Below are 15,226 nucleotides of genomic sequence, written 5' to 3' on the forward strand. Positions count from 1 at the left end.
CTTGAACCCGTGGTGGGTGGCGCACAGGGTCTGCAGGTTGGTGACGGTGGTCGGCCCGTCGGGATGTCGGACCACGTGGTCGAGCTGGCAGCGTCTGGCGGCGGTGGCGCAGCCGGGGAACCGGCAGGTGCCGTCCCGGGATCGGACGGCTCGCGCGGTGGCGGCGCCGGGGCGGTAGGTGCGCGGGTCCTGCCAGCGGGTCGCGCCGGTGACCGAGTCGCTGCGGGCGAGCCGGACGGTGACGTCGGGGTCGGAGAGGAGGGCGACGACGTCGGCGGGGAGCAGCGAGCCGAGCAGCGGCACCTCGGTGTGCGAGGACACGAACCAGAGGTCGCCACCGTGGTCGTGGAGGACGCCGTCATCGAGCTCTTCGCAGCCGCCGAGGTCGACGTATCCACCGCCTGGCTCGGACGATGCTGACTCCGAGGGCTCGTCGAGGCACGTGGCTGAGACCCCGAGGGCCGGCCGGGTGTGGTGGCCGGTGTCAATCGGCGCCACGAGCTCGATCGTCGTGCTGATCGTCGCGTTGGCCGCGATGAGGTCGGCCAGCGCATCGGCCCTCGCTGCTCCCATCCGAAGCCCGGGCTGGGAGCGGGCGTACTCGGCGGCGAGCCCGTCCACGGCACCCCAGACGCGCATCGCCACGGGTGTCGGCAGGTCGGCCACGAGCCGGGTCATGCCGGTGCACTCGCCGGGCCGCACCGAGACGTCAGCGCGAGTCCGGGCCAGCTGGGCGAGGAGGTCGGCGTCGTCCGTTGCGCACCGGTCGGCCGCCCGACGGGCGCGCCGTCGAAGTGCGGCGCAGCTCATCTCGGTGACGCCGCCGTCGAGGACGCGGGCCTCGAACTCGTGCAGCCGTGCCCAGGGCGCAGCCGCCGACTCCGCGACCACGGCATCCACGCGGTAGGGCTCGAGGTCGCCCGACCAAGCCAGCGCCTGGACCTGCGGCAGGGCGCACACGACCCGACGGGCGTGGTCGATGCGGGTGGACATGGTGCGGGGTGAGACGTGCAGGAGGGCGGCGAGCGACCCCGCAGCGAGGGCCTGGCCGGAAAGCTGAGGGCGCCGGGTGCCGGCCTGAGCCGCGTCGGCCGCCTCGCAGTCGACGCGCTCGTCGCAACGCCGGGCCACCGTCTCCATCGCCGAGCGCTGCCGCGCTGTCGCGGCACTGACCACCCGCTGCGTCGCGACGACCAGGGCCTCGGCCTGCTCGGCTGACAGGTCCGCAATAGCCTCGTCGGTCAGCGCGAAGACGGCACCGACGAGGTCAGCCGGGTCGGCTCCCCGCACGGTCTCCACGTCGTCGAACATGTGTCCATCGTAGAGCCAGGCGCTGACAGCCGAAGGTGCGTCGTCCACAGGCACAGTCCGCGAAAAGCATTGGGACGAAACAGAATGACGAGCTACGTTCGAGACATGGATCGCCCCGCTCTTGACGACGCCCTCGCCGACCGGGAGGCCGTGCTGCGTGCCTTCGTCCGGCCCGACGGCAGGCTCTCGGCCATCCCGACCCGCGTCCGCAAGCGCCTCGTCGTCCTCAACGAGATGGCCCAGTCGTTCGAGGTCGGGGAGACCTACGACGAGACCCAGGTCAACACCAGCCTCCGCGTCTGGCACGACGACGTCGCCGCCCTGCGCCGCTACCTCGTCGAAGAGGGCTTCCTCGAGCGCCGCGACGGCCGCTACTGGCGCGCCGGCGGCACGCTGGGCACGCCCGGCGCCTAGGTCGCCAGCTCTGCCCGGCGCCTAGGTCGCCAGCTCTGCCCGGCTCCTAGGTCGCCAGCTCGAAGTCCTCGAAGTCGAACCCCGGTGACACGAGGCAGCTCACCAGCGCGTCCTGGTCGGTGACCACGGTGCGCTGCCAGTGCCCGGCGGGCACGAGCACCTGAGCTTCGCCGGTGGCCCCGACCGAGCGGCGTGCACAGTCCTCGGAGGCGGCGGGACGCGAGTCCGAGCCCCCGAGCTCGAGGGTGACGACGCCCGTGTGGGCCAGCTAGATCTCGTCCGAGGCAACCCGGTGCCAGGCGGACGCCTCGCCGGCCGGGAGCAGGAAGTAGATCAACGTCGCCGCCGAGCGGGTGCGACCGTCGGGGAGCTCGACGGTGGCCGGCGACACCCACGTCTGCCGGTACCAGCCACCCTCCGGGTGCGGCTCGAGGTCGAGGGCTTCCGCGAGTGCAGGCTTCATTCCTGCAGTGTCCCCGACGCAGGGCGACGTCGGCGCCAAGGCGACCCGTTCCACGATGCGGTTCGGCAGGTGAGCAGCCCTACCTGCTGCCAGACTCTGCTCATGCTGAGGCTGGATGACCTCTGGGTCTGGGACTCCTGGGTGGCCGACGACGGCGACCTCTACCACCTGTTCTTCCTCCAGGCGCCGCGGGCGCTCGGCGACCCCGGCAAGCGGCACACCGCCGCGACGGTGGGCCACGCCACCTCGCCCGACCTCGTCGACTGGACCTACCTCGGCGAGTGCCTCGGGCCCGACCGCAGTGGCAGTGCACGGTTCGACGACCTGGCGATCTGGACGGGGTCGGTCGTCCGCGACGGCGAGCGGTGGCGGATGTACTACACCGCCGTCTCCAACCGCGGCCACCACGTCTACGACCAGCGCGTGGGCGAGGCCTACTCCGCCGACCTGCAGCACTGGGAGCGCGGCGGCCCGGAGCCGGTCGTCGGCGTGGACGGGCGCTGGTACAAGAACCTCCAGAACACCCCGGCCCCCACCGAGGGCCCGGACCTCGAAGGGTCCAGCGAGACCTGGCGCGACCCCCTCGTCTTCCGCGACCCGAGCGGGGACGGCTGGCACATGTTCGTCAGCGCCCGCGCCCGCGACGCGGCGCGCAACGACGACGGCGTGGTCGCGCACGCCACGAGCCCCGACCTCGAGACCTGGACGCTCGGCCCGCCGCTGTGTGCACCGGGCGCTGGGTTCGGACAGCTCGAAGTGCTGCAGAACAAGGAGATCGACGGTCGCTGGGTCCTCGTCTTCACCTGCCACCCGCAGGAGATGACGGCCGAGCGCATCGCCCGCACCGGTGAGTACTGCACGTGGTCGGTGCCCGGAGCGGGACCCCTGGGTCCGTGGGACATCGACGCCGCCCGGCCCTTCACCAGCGAGCCGCACCTCTTCGCCGCGCCGCTCGTGCAGCAGCGTGACGGGTCGTGGGTGCTCGTCGGCTTCCGCAACCTCGAACCCCAGGGCCTCGACGGCTTCGAGATCATCGACCCCATCCCCGTGACCCTCGACGCCGACGGCTACCTCGTCGCCCGCTGACGTCGCTGGCTGACGTCGCCCACGGCGTCGCGCTCCGCGTCGCGCTCCGCGTCGCCTGAGACGCGTGAGGTATGCCGCGTGGCTGAGCCGGCCACGCGGCATACCTCACGCGCGTGGCGCGGGAAATGGGCAGGCGACGCGCACCGCCTCCTGTCTAGGGTCGCCAGCATGTTCATCCGCCAGGAGCAGCCGTCCGACGCCGACGAGATCCGTGAGCTGCACCGCCGTGCGTTCGCCAGGCCGGCCACGCAGGACGCCCCCGCCACCGATGGTGCCCTCGAGGCCAACCTCGTCGACGAGCTCCGGACCGACGGTGACCTGCTGGCACCGCTGTGCCTCGTCGCGGTGGAGGACGGAGCCGTGGTCGGCCACGTCGCGATGAGCCGGGCGCTCCTCGACGACCGCCCTGCACCCCTTGCGGCACTGGGGCCGCTCGGGGTGCTGCCTGAGCGGCAGGGTGCGGGGGTCGGATCGGCCCTGATGCATGCCACGCTCGCGGCCGCGGATGCCGTGGGCCTGCGCGGGGTCGTGCTGCTCGGGCACGCCACGTACTACCCGCGGTTCGGCTTCGGGCCGGCCGTCGACCACGGCATCACCCCACCGCAGGACTGGGGTCCGGCGTACTTCCTGCTCCGGACCCTTGGCGCCTGGGGAGACGGCCGCACCGGGGCATTCCGCTACTCGCCGGCCTTCGAGCGCCTCGAGGGCCGTGGCCAGGGCTGGGGCTGGGGCTGGGGCTGGGGCTGGCGAGGGGCGGTCACCAACCGACCCAGCACGTCCTCGAGGTCGGTGAGGTCGCGCGCCTGCTCGGGCGTCAAGGCCGCGAGCGGGGTCCTGGCCAACCGGGCGTAGACCGCAGCCATGGCGGTGAACAGCTCGGGACTGGCGCCGGCCGCGCCCTGGGTCTGCGCGATCTGCTCCATCTCGTCGACGAACCGCGCGCTCTTGCTCGCCGCCACCGCGATGCGGCGACCGGCTGTGGCGGCCGCGCCGGGGAACTCCTCGGCCAGGTCGGCCAGCACGACGTCCAGCACGCCGTGGGCCTGCGCCGTCTGAAGCGCCTGGGCCCACAGGGCGGTGGTGCCCTTGTAGACCGAGGCGGTGCACATCTTCACGGCTGAGGCCGCCCCGGGTTCACCGCCCACCACCCGCGTTCGTAGCCCGTCCGTCGCGAGGTCCGCCAGGGCGGCCGCCGCGTCGCCGGACAGGTAGAGCGTCGTGTCGCCCCCGGGGGTCGGGGGTCCGCCGCTGATGGCCCCGTCGACGAAGTCGAGGGCCTGCGCCCGGGCCAGGGCCGCCAGCTCGCGGACCGTCGCGGGCGAGACCGCATTGAGGTCGGCCACGAGCGGTCTCGCCCCGGTGCGGCGGCAGGCGTCGAGGAGGGCGCCCATGGTGGCCACCGCACCGCCGGGCGGCACCACGCTGACGACCACGTCGCTGCCGCCTACCACTGCGTCGAGGTCGGCGACCAGCTCCAGCCCCTCGGCCAGGCTCCGCGTGCGTTCGCTGCGTCCGGCCAGCGTCACCAGCACGCGCACCCCGACCGCCTGCCACCTGTGAGCGAGGGCCGAGCCCATGGCGCCGGGCGACACGACCCCGATCGTGAGGAGGCGGTCGCCGCCCCCGGGCTCGGACTGGACGGACACGCTCAGTCGCCGGTCTTGCCGTCGGCGAGCTCGCGCAGGATGTCGAGGTGCCCGTTGTGGCGCGAGTTCTCCTCGATCAGGTGGAGGATCACCCAGCGCAGCGTCGGGTGCTCACCGGACCGGAACGGAGTCGCCGACCGGTCGTCGAGGTCCAGCCCAGCGATGATGGCGTCGGTGCGCCCGGCCTGCTCGACGTACTCCGCCAAGGTCTGCGCCAGGGGAGTCGTGGCGCCGAGGCTGAACTCGCGGTCGGGCTCCTCGTCGGTCCACGGGCCGAGGTCGGGACCCCCGACGAACCGGTTCTCGATCCACGAGTGCTCGACCCAGCGCAGGTGGTTGACCACCCCGCCCAGGCTCATCAGTGGCGACCCCGGCAGGGGCGCCGAACCCACGTGCTCGTCGGCGAGGTCGCGGCACTTCTCGGCTGCCGTGTCTCGCGTGTACTGGAGCATGGTGAGGAGCGTCGTGCGCTCGTCCCAGGCCTCGGGGGTGTCGGTGCGCGTCATGGGCCGAGCCTGTCGCACCGACCGGCGCAGCGCCACCGGATTGTCCGGCGCGACCCGATCGTCGGGCGGGCGGGCCAGCGGCTCAGTTGGGGTTGAACCCGTGCTCGGGGGTCGGCGGCACCACGCCCAGCGTGGCGGCCAGCTGTCGCTCCCGCCGCACCAGCGTGACCCCGAGCCGCAGCCGGGTCTCGGTGTCGGCAGCGGCGAGCAGCCGCTGTCGGTCGCCGAGGTCGAGGCCCACGGCCGTGCCCACGGCATACGAGAGCTCGTCGGCATCGGTCGGCCACTGCGGCTCCTCGGCCCCGAGGGTGGTGGCGTAGTCGTGCAGGGCGCCCCTCAGGCGGTCGGCCAGATCGGCCACCGCGTCGGCGTCGCCGGTGCGCTCCTCGAGGAGGGTCACCTCCCCGGTCAGGTATGCCGTGCCGGCACCGGCCACGAGCGCGTCCAGCCGGAACCGGCGCACCCCCGTGGAGACCACCAGGTAGCGACCGTCACCGACCGGGGCGGCCTGCAGCACCCGAGCCACGCAGCCGACCTCGTGCAGGTCCCGGACGGCGTCAGGACCGACCTCGTGGCCCTGCCGGATCGCGACGACGCCGAACTCGGGGACGTCCATCGCGGTGACGAGGTCGCTGAGCAGCTCGAGGTAGCGCGGCTCGAAGAGCTGCAGCGGCAGCGTCGCGCCCGGCACGAGCACGGTGCCGAGCGGGAACAGCGGGAGCTGGGCCATGCCCCTCACGCTAGGTGTCCCCCCGTCGGCGCAACACCCCTGCGCGGTGCAGTCCCACTAGGCTGCCAACCGTGTCGCCCTACGTCGTCATCGCCGCGGTGGTCGCAGTCGGCCTGCTGCTCTTCGTGGCCGCGATGGGCGCCCGAGCGCTGCTCGCCCCGAGGGCACCGACCCGCGCCAAGCTGACGACCTACGAGTCCGGCGTCGACCCCGTCGGACGCGACTGGGCGCAGACCCAGGTCCGCTACTTCGTCTACGCGTTCCTCTACGTCATCTTCGCCGTCGACGCGGTCTACCTGTTCCCCTGGGCGCTCGTGGTCAGGAGCAACCTGGGTGCGGCGTCGCTGGTCGAGATCGCGGTCTTCGTGGGCATCCTGCTGGTCGGACTGGTGCACGCCGCACGCCGCGGTCTGCTGAGGTGGCTCTGATGACAACGACCCAGCCGACGACCCAGCCGACGCCCGAGTCGACGAGCCGACCCACGCCACTGCCGATGCCCAGGGTCGGGCCCGCCACGGACCTGGCTCCCCAGCCGATCCGCGTCGTCCTCAACTGGGGCCGCCGCTACTCGCTGTGGGTCTTCAACTTCGGGCTCGCCTGCTGCGCGATCGAGTTCATCGCGGCGTCGATGGCGCGCCACGACTTCATCCGGCTCGGCGTCATCCCGTTCGCGCCCGGCCCCCGCCAGGCTGACCTGATGGTCGTGTCCGGCACGGTCACCGACAAGATGGCGCCGGCGGTGCGGCGGCTCTACGACCAGATGCCCGAGCCCAAGTACGTGATCTCCTTCGGCGCCTGCTCGAACTCGGGTGGCCCCTACTGGGACTCCTACTCCGTCACCAAGGGCGTCGACACCATCATCCCCGTCGACGTCTACGTGCCGGGATGCCCGCCGCGTCCCGAGTCACTCCTCCAGGGCATCCTCAAGCTCCAGGAGAAGATCGCCGCCGAGACGTTGAGCACCAAGGGGATTCGCGCGAAGTACGCCGGCCACCGCATCGCGTCGGCGGGCGAGGTCAACCGCCCGCTCGTGCAGCCGCCGGTCAAGGACACCCCGTGAGCGACCCCAGCGCGCTGACCCGCGCCGAGGTCGACCCCGCCGACTGGGTGGCGACGATCTCCGCTGCTCGGGGTGAGGGCTACACCTTCTTCGACTGGCTGACCGCGGTCGACCAGCTCGACGACGAGCAGGCTCCGGGGCTCGACGTCGTGTGCCACCTCATGGACGGCTCCACGCCGACTGCCTTGCGCCGCAAGCTCTTTCGCACACGCGTCCCGGCCGGCGCCAGCCTCGCCAGCCTGACCGCAGTGTTCCGAGGCGTGGCCTGGCACGAGCGCGAGACCCACGAGATGTTCGGTCTCGACTTCGATGGCTTCGACGACGGCACCGGCCTCGGCCTGCGCCCGCTGCTCCTGCCCGACGGGTTCGAGGGCACGCCGCTGCGCAAGTCGTTCGTCCTCGCGGCGCGCGCCTCCAAGCCGTGGCCGGGCGCCAAGGAGCCGGGCGAGTCCGAGCACGCCAAGCCCACCGGTCGGCGCCGCGTCTCCGCGCCGGGTGTGCCAGACCCCGAGTGGGGGCCGCGGTGAACGACGCCGTCGAGGTGACGCTGCGCGCCGTCGGCGTGCTGGCGGCCTTCCTCGTCCTCCCGCTGCTCGTGGGCCAGACCGAGCACAAGGTGATGGCCCACATGCAAGGACGCCTGGGTCCCATGTATGCCGGTGGGTTCCACGGGTGGGCGCAGCTCGTCGCCGACGGGGTCAAGTTCGTGCAGAAGGAGGACATCACCCCGGCGGCAGCCGACCAGCGGGTCTTCCGGTTCGCCCCGGCGGTCGCGCTCGTGCCCTACCTCGTCGCGATGGCCGCCATCCCGCTCTCGCCGGACGTCGTCGCGGCCGACCTGCCGGCATCGGCGGTCTTCGTCCTCGCGGTGACCGCGGTCGGCATCCTCGGCACCCTGATGGCCGGGTGGGCGAGCGCCAACAAGTACTCGCTGCTGGGCGCCATGCGCGCCGCGGCCCAGCTGCTCTCCTACGAGCTGCCGATGGTGCTCGCGGTCGCGAGCGTCTGCCTCGCCGCAGGCTCCCTCTCCCTGTCCGGCATCGTCGCAGCGTGGTCGCCGTGGTGGCTGGTCCTCCAGCTACCGGGGGCGATCGTGTTCCTGGTGTCCGCGGTGGCCGAGCTCCAACGACCGCCGTTCGACATGCCGGTCGCCGACTCAGAGATCGTGTTCGGCGCCTACACCGAGTACACCGGGCTGCGGTTCGCGTTCTTCCTCCTGGGCGAGTACGCCGGGATCGTCGTCATGTCCCTGCTCTTCGCCGTCCTCTACCTCGGCGGCTGGCACGGCCTCGCCAGCGACCAGCTCGGCTGGCTGTGGACCCTGCTCAAGGGCTTCTGCATCGCCGTCGTCGTGATCTGGCTGCGGGTGGCCTGGCCGCGGCTGCGCGAGGACCAGCTGCAACGACTGGCCTGGCTCGTCCTCGTGCCCCTCGCGCTGGCCCAGCTGGCCCTGACCGGGGTCTGGGTGGTGGTGAGCGCATGAGCGAGCAGCCGAAGAAGCCGGGATCGATCGGCATACCCGGGATCCTCAAGGGGCTGGCCACCACGGCGCGGACCATGGCCAAGCCGACCCACACCGCGGAGTACCCCGACGCCCAGCCACACCTGCCGCCGCGCAGCCGTGGCGTCATCGCGCTCCTGGAGGAGAACTGCACCTCGTGCATGCTCTGCGCCCGCGAGTGCCCCGACTGGTGCATCTACATCGACTCCCACAAGGAGACGATCCCGGCCACCACCCCGGGTGGGCGCGAGCGGCAGCGCAACGTCCTCGACCGCTTCGCGATCGACTTCAGCCTCTGCATGTACTGCGGCATCTGCATCGAGGTCTGCCCGTTCGACGCGCTGCACTGGAGCCCGGAGTTCGAGTACTCCGAGCTCGACATCCGCGACCTCCTGCACGAGAAGGACCGGCTCGGCCAGTGGATGCCCACCGTGCCGCCGCCCTCCGCGCTCGACGAGCACTCCGCCGAGCCCGCCGAGATCGGCGCGACCACCCGGCCCGGTCGGCTGGTCCGCACCACCCCGACCCGCCCGGCACCGACCCGTGCGACCCCGTCCGACCAGGAGCCACAGCCGGCCACCGCCCCGACGTCGGAGACGCCGGCCGCCGGGACCCCGGCTGCGGAGACGCCGGCCGCGGAGACCCCGGCCGCGGAGACCCCGGCCGCGGAGACCCCGGCCACGGACGCACCGGCCACGGCCGCGGAGGAAGAGAAGTCGGAGCCCGGGGAATGACGGCACTCGACGTGGCCTTCGCCGCGGTCGGCGTCGTCACCGCGGCCAGTGGGCTGCTCGCCGTGACGACCCGCCACGTGGTGCACGCCGCGCTGTGGCTGGTGGTCTGCCTCGGCGCGGTCGCCGGCTGCTACCTGGTGCTCGGGGCGGAGTTCGTCGCCCTCGTGCAGCTGCTCGTCTACGTCGGCGCCATCGTCGTGCTCGTCCTCTTCGCCCTCATGCTGACGCGCGCCCCGATCGGCGCGAACCCCGACATCAGCACCGGCCGGCTGCACCGCGTCCTCGCCGGCGTCCTCGGGGCGGGCGTGACGGCGCTGCTCGCCGCCGCGCTGCTGCCGCTGGCGGGCCCGGCCGTCCAGCGTCGGGACACCTCCACCACCGCGCTCGCCGAACAGCTGTTCGGCACCTGGGTCTGGCCGTTCGAGGTCCTGTCCGTCCTCCTGCTCGTCGCGCTGGTGGCGGCGATGGCGGTGTCGCGCATGACCCGTCCGCCGGTCGCCGCCCGGCCCGCCGAGGCCGTGACCGCCGAGGACGGCGCCGCATGATCCACCTCGCTGGTCCCTACCTGCTCGCCGCCGTCCTCGCGGGACTCGGCACCTACGGCGTGCTCGCCCGGCGCAACGCCGTGCTCGTGCTCATCGGTGTCGAGCTGGTCCTCAACGCCGGCAACCTCCTGCTCGTCTCGGTGGGTGCAGCCGGAGGCGACCGCTGGGCGGCGGGCAACGTCCTCACGCTCTTCGTCATCACCATCGCCGCCGCCGAGGTCGTGGTCGCGCTGGCCGTCGTGCTGGCCGTCTTCCGGCTGCGCGGCGACGTCGACCTCAGCGAGGCGCTCACCAGCGAGGCGCTCGGCAGCGAGGCGCTCGGCAGCGCGCCGGCCAGCAGCACAGTGCCGGCCAGCAGCGACGTGGAAGGGGGGCGGTCGTGAGCGGCACGGCCACCCGCCTCGTCGTCCTCGTCCCCGCCGTCGCCGCCCTCCTCGGGCTGCTGGTGGCCCGTCGGTCAGAAGCCCGCCCGGCCCGAGTGCTGGCCGTCGCCGCGTCCGTCCTCGCCGTGGTCTTCGCCGTGGCAGAGGTCGTGGCAGTCCACGGCTCGTCCGGCGCGGGCACGGTCTCGTCGATTCCCGCCCTCGCGGCTGGGGAGCTGCGGATCCCGTTGCAGCTGCAGGCGACCACGGCCACCGCCACCATCGCCCTGGTGGTCGCCGTCGTCGGCTGGGCGGTGCAGGTCTTCGCCGGCTGGTACCTGCGCGACGACGACCGCTACGGCATCTTCGCCGCCACCGTCTCGCTCTTCACCGCCGCGATGCTCCTCGTGGTCCAGTCCGCCGACCTCGTCCTCACCCTCGTCGGCTGGGAGGTGATGGGCTGGTGCTCCTACCTCCTGATCGGCCACTGGAGCCGCAAGGAGACCGCCCGCCGCGCCGCGCTCAAGGCCTTCCTCGTCACCCGGCTCGCGGACGTCGGATTCGTCCTCGGGGTGGTGATCCTCGCCGCGGGAGCCGGCTCCACGGCATACCGACGGGTGGTGCAGTCCTGGGCCGGCGCCGGCTGCAACGACGCCGGGCTCTGCATCGGCCCCAGCAGCACCCTCCTCAACGCGGCCATGGTGCTGCTCGTCATCGGCATCCTCGGCAAGTCGGGCATGGTGCCGTTCCACGACTGGCTCCCCGACGCCATGGAGGGCCCGACGCCCGCGTCCGCGCTGATCCACGCCGCGACGATGGTCGCGGCCGGCACCTTCGTGCTCGCCCAGCTCTTCGACGTGCTCGCCGCTGCCGACGGCGCGCGCTGGCTGCTCGCGCTGAGCACCGCCGTGACCATGGTGTATGCCGCCGCGCTGGCCTTCGGGCAGAGCGACCTCAAGCGGCTGCTCGCCTACTCGACCCTGAGCCAGGTCGCCCTCATGCTGTCCGCGCTCGCGGTGGCTCCGGCCGACGAAGGGCCCGGCGCGGGTGTCCTCCACCTCTACTCCCACGCGTTCTTCAAGGCGTTGCTGTTCCTCGCGATCGGCTGGCTCAGCGTGACCGTCGGCGGCACCGCCGCGACGACGATGCGCGGCGGGGTGCGTGGCCACCTGTTCATCCGGCCGGCCATGTTCGTCGGACTGCTGTCGCTCGCGGGCGTCCCGCCGCTGGTCGGGTTCGTCTCCAAGGAGCACGTGCTCTCCGCAGCAGAGGCAGGCATCGGCGACGGCCAGGCCCGCGCCTGGGTCGTGTTGCTGGCCGGGCTGCTGACCGTCGTCCTCACCGCGGCCTACTGCATGCGCGCGTGGATCGTGCTCGACGACCTGCGCGCCGCCGACATCGAGCGCCACGAGGCCGACACCGCGACCGTCGGCGTCCGCGCGGCCGTCACGGTCCTGGCCGTCCTCACGGTGGTCGGCGGCCTCGTCGTGGTCACTCCGTTGCTCGACCCCGGTGGTCACATCGGCTGGCTGGTCGCCCTGCTGAGCGTCCTGCTCATCGTCGGGGCGGGCCTGGCCGTGCGGTCGGTGGCTGCCGGCAAGGACCCCGCCATCCGGGTCGTCGGCGCGCGGATCCCGTCGTTCGACGCGGGGCTCGGGGTCGACCGCCTGTATGTCGCCCTGGTCGCGCGACCCGTGCTCGCCCTGGCCCACCTCGTCGTGTTCCTCGACCGGGAGGTCGTCGACGCCTACGTCCGGGGGGCTGCGGCCGCGACCCGGTTCGGAGGGGCCGGCGGCCAGCGGGCCCACCGACGCGAGGTGGCCGCCTCAGGGCTGGCCTGGGTGGTGGCCGGAGTCGTCGCGGTTGCGCTCGCAGGGGTGGCGCTGTGGTGATCCTCGCCAGCCTCGTGGTCCCTGCCGCCGTCGCCGTCTGGCTGCTCACCGGTGGCCGCGGCGTCTCCCACCGCACCGCCAACCTGCTCGCGAGCGCGGCCAGCGTGGTGACCCTCGCCGGCGTCCTCTTCGCCGTGATCACCCGCCCCATCGTCGACCGGGCCTGGGTGCCGTCGCTGGGCCTGCGCTGGCAGCTGGCCGTCGACGGGATCAGCGCGCCCCTCCTGCTGCTCACCGCGATCCTCGGTGTCGGGGTGGTCCTGCACACCCTCGACCGGCCCCCGCAGGGTGGCACCACGGCCGCCTTCCACGCCTGCCTGCTGCTGGTCGAGTTCGGCGCCCTGGCCACCTTCTACGCGCGCGACGCTGTGCTCTTCTTCGTCGCGTTCGAGCTGGTGCTCGTGCCGATGTGGGTGCTCATCACCCGCTTCGGCGACCCCCACGACCGGGCCGCGCGAGCCGATGCCGGGGGGCGGTTCGTCCTCTACACCGCGTTCGGCTCGACCCTCATGCTCGTCGGCATCCTCGCCCTCGTCGCCAAGGCCGGCACGTCCGACCTCGACGTCCTCGCCCAGGGCGGTGGACACGGCATACCCGTCGGCACCCAGACCCTCATCGCGGCGCTGCTCGTCGCCGGGCTCGCGGTCAAGGTGCCGGTCTTCCCGGTGCACACCTGGCTCCCACCCGCCCACACCACCGCGCCCACCGCGGGCTCGGTGCTGTTGGCTGCCGTACTCCTCAAGATGGGCACCTACGGCCTCGTCCGGCTGCCGCTGGCCTCCCTGCCGGAGGGCTTCGCGAAGGTCGCACCGGTCCTCGCGGTGCTCGGCGTGGTCGGCATCGTCTGGGGAGGCCTGGCCTGCCTCGTCGAGCGCGACCTGAAGCGGCTGATCGCCTACTCGTCGGTGGCCCACATGGGCTTTGTCATTCTCGGGCTGTCCTGCGGCACCCGCACCGGCCTGCAGGCAGCCTTGTTCGCGAACGTCGCCCACGGAGTGGTCTCCGCGCTCCTGTTCGTCGTCGTGGGTGGGCTCAAGGAGCGCTGGGGGAGTGCCGACCTGGCGACGGCACGGGCCGCGCTCCGCGAGGTCACCCCACGCCTCGGGTTCGCCCTCGTCGTCGGCCTCGCCGCGTCACTGGGGCTGCCCGGTCTGGCCGGGTTCTGGGGTGAGTTCCTCAGTGTGTATGCCGCGTGGTCACCGGCCGCCGACCGTCCCGAGGGCCTCTTCCGAGCCCTGGCCGTCGTCGGCGCGCTCGGCACCGTGCTGGCCGCCGCGTACGCGCTGCGGGTCCTGCGGACGGTCTGGGCGGGCGAACGCACCGAACCCCGGATCGAGGACAGCCGCGACAGCGAGTGGGACGTCATCGCCGTGCTCGTCCTGGCCGTCCTGCTGCTCGGCATCGCCCCCGGGCCCCTGCTCGCCCTCACCGACGACACGGTGACCACCCTCATCGGAGCCGCGCCATGACCGCGCCCGCGGCCACCAGCCTGGTGAGCTTCGACTGGCTGGCCCTGGGCCCCGTCGCGGTCCCGGCGTTGGGCGCCGTGCTCGTCCTCGTCGTCGACGTCCTCGCCCCGCGGCTGGTCCGGCTGCACGCCGCGGTCGGACTGCTCGCGTTGGCGGCCGGCGTCGCCCTCGCGGTGCCCGGGGCGCTGCGGTCGGCCGACGACCCGCTGCGCACGCTCTGCCTCCCGGCCCCCGACGGCGCGTGCCTCTACGAAGCGGGTCCGCTCGCGAGCGCCCTGCAGCTCGGCGCCCTCGCATCGGCGCTGGTCGTCCTGCTGTTGAGCTGGCCCGGGGCCGACCCTCGCGACCACCTGCGCGGCGGTCCCGCAGTCATCGTGTCGCTCGTGCTCGCCGCGACGGCGGGGGCCGCGGGGGTCGCGGCTGCCCACGACCTCGGGTCGTGGCTGGTCTGCCTCGAGCTGGCGACCCTGCCCGCCATCGCGCTGGTCGCCCTCCGCGGCGACGGGCCGGCCGGCCGGGGCGCCCTCGCCCTCCTGACCACCTCGCTCGTGTCGTTCGCGATGGTCGTGCTGGGTGCGGCCCTGTGGCTGCTGTCCACCGGCGAGGCGGTCTTCGCCCCCGGCGGGGTGCAGGACGCCCTCGCCGACCCGGAGCGCCGGGTCGTGCTCCTGCTCGGCGCACTGCTCCTGCTCGCCGGGCTGGGGTTCAAGCTCAGCCTCGTCCCGTTCCACCTCTGGACGCCGCAGGCGTATGCCGGCGCCACCGAACCGGTCGCTGCCTTCCTCGCCGCGACCTCCAAGGTGGCCGCGCTCGCCGCCCTGCTCGTGGTGGTCCAGCCGCTCATCGGGGCGGGCGCCCCGGTCCTCGTCGGCATCGGCATCCTGGCTGCCGTGTCGATGACGCTCGGCAACGTCCTGGCGCTGGTGCAGGACGACCCGGTGCGGCTCCTCGCGTGGTCCACCGTCGCCCAGGCCGGGTGGGTGGTCCTGCCGCTCTCCGCACTCGACGACGACTCCGCCGCGGCCTCGGGCGGATACCTGCTCGCCTACGTCGTCGCGACGCTGGTCGCGTTCACGGTGGTGCACGTGGTCACGGCCACGCCACGGCGCCGGGGCGTCGTCGACCAGGGACGCACGCTCGCGGCATACACCGGCCTGTTGCGTGCCCATCCGCTGCTCGGAGGCGCGCTGGGCCTGGCACTCCTGTCGCTCGCCGGGCTGCCGCCGGGGGTCATCGGCCTGGTCGCCAAGGTCGTGGCGCTGCGTCCGGTCGTCGGCGCGGGCCAGTGGCTGCTCGTGGGGGTGGCGGTGCTCAACGCCGTGATCGGGGTGGCGGTCTACCTGCGGTGGTTCGCCGTGCTGCTCCGGGACCCCGACGAGGGGCCGGCCCGCGCCGTCATCCGCCGGATCCCCCGGTCGGCGCTGGCCGCGCTGGTCCTCGGCGGGACGGCCCTCGTGGCCACCAGTGTCATGCCGCAGCTGCTGCTCGGGCTGCTCGGCTGAGCCGC

Annotated in this window: 16 protein-coding genes and 2 pseudogenes; 13 read left to right on the forward strand and 5 right to left on the reverse strand. The window is 73.3% G+C overall.

The window, feature by feature from the left end; genetic code table 11:
• Positions 1–1,311: HNH endonuclease signature motif containing protein (locus AC1DWJ_RS09090; protein WP_477620604.1), on the reverse strand; the 1,311-nt coding region annotated here is incomplete at its 3' end.
• Between the two features lie 105 nt (positions 1,312–1,416).
• Between AC1DWJ_RS09090 and AC1DWJ_RS09095 the strand changes: the two genes are divergently transcribed.
• Positions 1,417–1,725 carry a DUF2087 domain-containing protein gene (locus tag AC1DWJ_RS09095; protein ID WP_477620605.1) on the forward strand — a complete coding sequence of 103 codons (309 nt, stop codon included), beginning with the start codon at positions 1,417–1,419 and terminating at the stop codon, positions 1,723–1,725.
• Positions 1,726–1,771: 46 nt separating this feature from the next.
• On the opposite strand, the pseudogene AC1DWJ_RS09100 reads toward AC1DWJ_RS09095, so the two are convergent.
• Positions 1,772–2,188: pseudogene (locus AC1DWJ_RS09100) on the reverse strand (cupin domain-containing protein).
• 102 nt (positions 2,189–2,290) lie between these two features.
• Between AC1DWJ_RS09100 and AC1DWJ_RS09105 the strand changes: the two are divergent.
• Complete coding sequence (locus tag AC1DWJ_RS09105; protein WP_457253985.1) at positions 2,291–3,274, forward strand: glycoside hydrolase family protein; 984 nt, start codon at positions 2,291–2,293, stop codon at positions 3,272–3,274.
• 168 nt (positions 3,275–3,442) lie between these two features.
• Positions 3,443–4,126 (forward strand): GNAT family N-acetyltransferase, encoded by a 684-nt coding sequence (locus AC1DWJ_RS09110; protein WP_477620606.1) that lies wholly within the window; start codon positions 3,443–3,445, stop codon positions 4,124–4,126.
• Between the two features lie 50 nt (positions 4,127–4,176).
• On the opposite strand, the pseudogene AC1DWJ_RS09115 reads toward AC1DWJ_RS09110, so the two are convergent.
• The 3 genes and pseudogenes from AC1DWJ_RS09115 to AC1DWJ_RS09125 all read right to left on the reverse strand — a co-directional run.
• Positions 4,177–4,920 (reverse strand): annotated as a pseudogene (locus AC1DWJ_RS09115) (NAD(P)-dependent oxidoreductase); the annotation flags it as partial.
• Positions 4,921–4,922: 2 nt separating this feature from the next.
• The gene (locus tag AC1DWJ_RS09120) at positions 4,923–5,426 is read right to left on the reverse strand and encodes a DinB family protein (protein WP_477620607.1); all 504 of its coding nucleotides are present in this window, start codon (positions 5,424–5,426) and stop codon (positions 4,923–4,925) included.
• A gap of 82 nt (positions 5,427–5,508) precedes the next feature.
• Entirely contained in the window at positions 5,509–6,156 is a 648-nt protein-coding gene (locus AC1DWJ_RS09125) for an LON peptidase substrate-binding domain-containing protein (RefSeq protein WP_477620608.1), read from the reverse strand.
• A gap of 71 nt (positions 6,157–6,227) precedes the next feature.
• On the opposite strand from AC1DWJ_RS09125, the gene AC1DWJ_RS09130 reads away from it, so the two are divergent.
• The 10 genes from AC1DWJ_RS09130 to AC1DWJ_RS09175 are packed head-to-tail and all read left to right on the forward strand — an operon-like array spanning position 6,228 to position 15,221.
• Positions 6,228–6,584, forward strand: a complete 357-nt coding sequence (locus AC1DWJ_RS09130) for an NADH-quinone oxidoreductase subunit A (protein WP_457253980.1) — start codon at positions 6,228–6,230, stop codon at positions 6,582–6,584.
• A complete protein-coding gene (locus AC1DWJ_RS09135) occupies positions 6,584–7,216 on the forward strand; it encodes an NADH-quinone oxidoreductase subunit B (protein WP_477620609.1) in 633 nt (210 codons plus the stop codon). Before AC1DWJ_RS09130 ends, AC1DWJ_RS09135 begins: the two co-directional genes overlap by 1 nt.
• Positions 7,213–7,743, forward strand: coding sequence for an NADH-quinone oxidoreductase subunit C (locus tag AC1DWJ_RS09140; RefSeq protein ID WP_477620610.1), 531 nt, complete (start codon positions 7,213–7,215; stop codon positions 7,741–7,743). Before AC1DWJ_RS09135 ends, AC1DWJ_RS09140 begins: the two co-directional genes overlap by 4 nt.
• Positions 7,740–8,699 carry an NADH-quinone oxidoreductase subunit NuoH gene (nuoH, locus tag AC1DWJ_RS09145; protein ID WP_477620611.1) on the forward strand — a complete coding sequence of 320 codons (960 nt, stop codon included), beginning with the start codon at positions 7,740–7,742 and terminating at the stop codon, positions 8,697–8,699. The genes AC1DWJ_RS09140 and nuoH overlap by 4 nt, the downstream gene beginning before the upstream one ends.
• The gene (locus AC1DWJ_RS09150; RefSeq protein ID WP_477620612.1) at positions 8,696–9,451 is read left to right on the forward strand and encodes a NuoI/complex I 23 kDa subunit family protein; all 756 of its coding nucleotides are present in this window, start codon (positions 8,696–8,698) and stop codon (positions 9,449–9,451) included. Before nuoH ends, AC1DWJ_RS09150 begins: the two co-directional genes overlap by 4 nt.
• On the forward strand, positions 9,448–9,996 hold the full coding sequence (locus AC1DWJ_RS09155) for an NADH-quinone oxidoreductase subunit J family protein (protein ID WP_457253975.1): 549 nt from the start codon (positions 9,448–9,450) through the stop codon (positions 9,994–9,996). Before AC1DWJ_RS09150 ends, AC1DWJ_RS09155 begins: the two co-directional genes overlap by 4 nt.
• On the forward strand, positions 9,993–10,379 hold the full coding sequence (nuoK, locus tag AC1DWJ_RS09160; RefSeq protein ID WP_477620613.1) for an NADH-quinone oxidoreductase subunit NuoK: 387 nt from the start codon (positions 9,993–9,995) through the stop codon (positions 10,377–10,379). The genes AC1DWJ_RS09155 and nuoK overlap by 4 nt, the downstream gene beginning before the upstream one ends.
• A complete protein-coding gene (locus AC1DWJ_RS09165; RefSeq protein ID WP_477620614.1) occupies positions 10,376–12,250 on the forward strand; it encodes an NADH-quinone oxidoreductase subunit 5 family protein in 1,875 nt (624 codons plus the stop codon). The genes nuoK and AC1DWJ_RS09165 overlap by 4 nt, the downstream gene beginning before the upstream one ends.
• Complete coding sequence (locus tag AC1DWJ_RS09170; protein WP_477620615.1) at positions 12,244–13,719, forward strand: complex I subunit 4 family protein; 1,476 nt, start codon at positions 12,244–12,246, stop codon at positions 13,717–13,719. Before AC1DWJ_RS09165 ends, AC1DWJ_RS09170 begins: the two co-directional genes overlap by 7 nt.
• Complete coding sequence (locus AC1DWJ_RS09175; RefSeq protein ID WP_477620616.1) at positions 13,716–15,221, forward strand: NADH-quinone oxidoreductase subunit N; 1,506 nt, start codon at positions 13,716–13,718, stop codon at positions 15,219–15,221. Before AC1DWJ_RS09170 ends, AC1DWJ_RS09175 begins: the two co-directional genes overlap by 4 nt.
• Positions 15,222–15,226: the final 5 nt, after the last annotated feature.

Source organism: Pedococcus sp. P2_D7, from assembly GCF_056404295.1.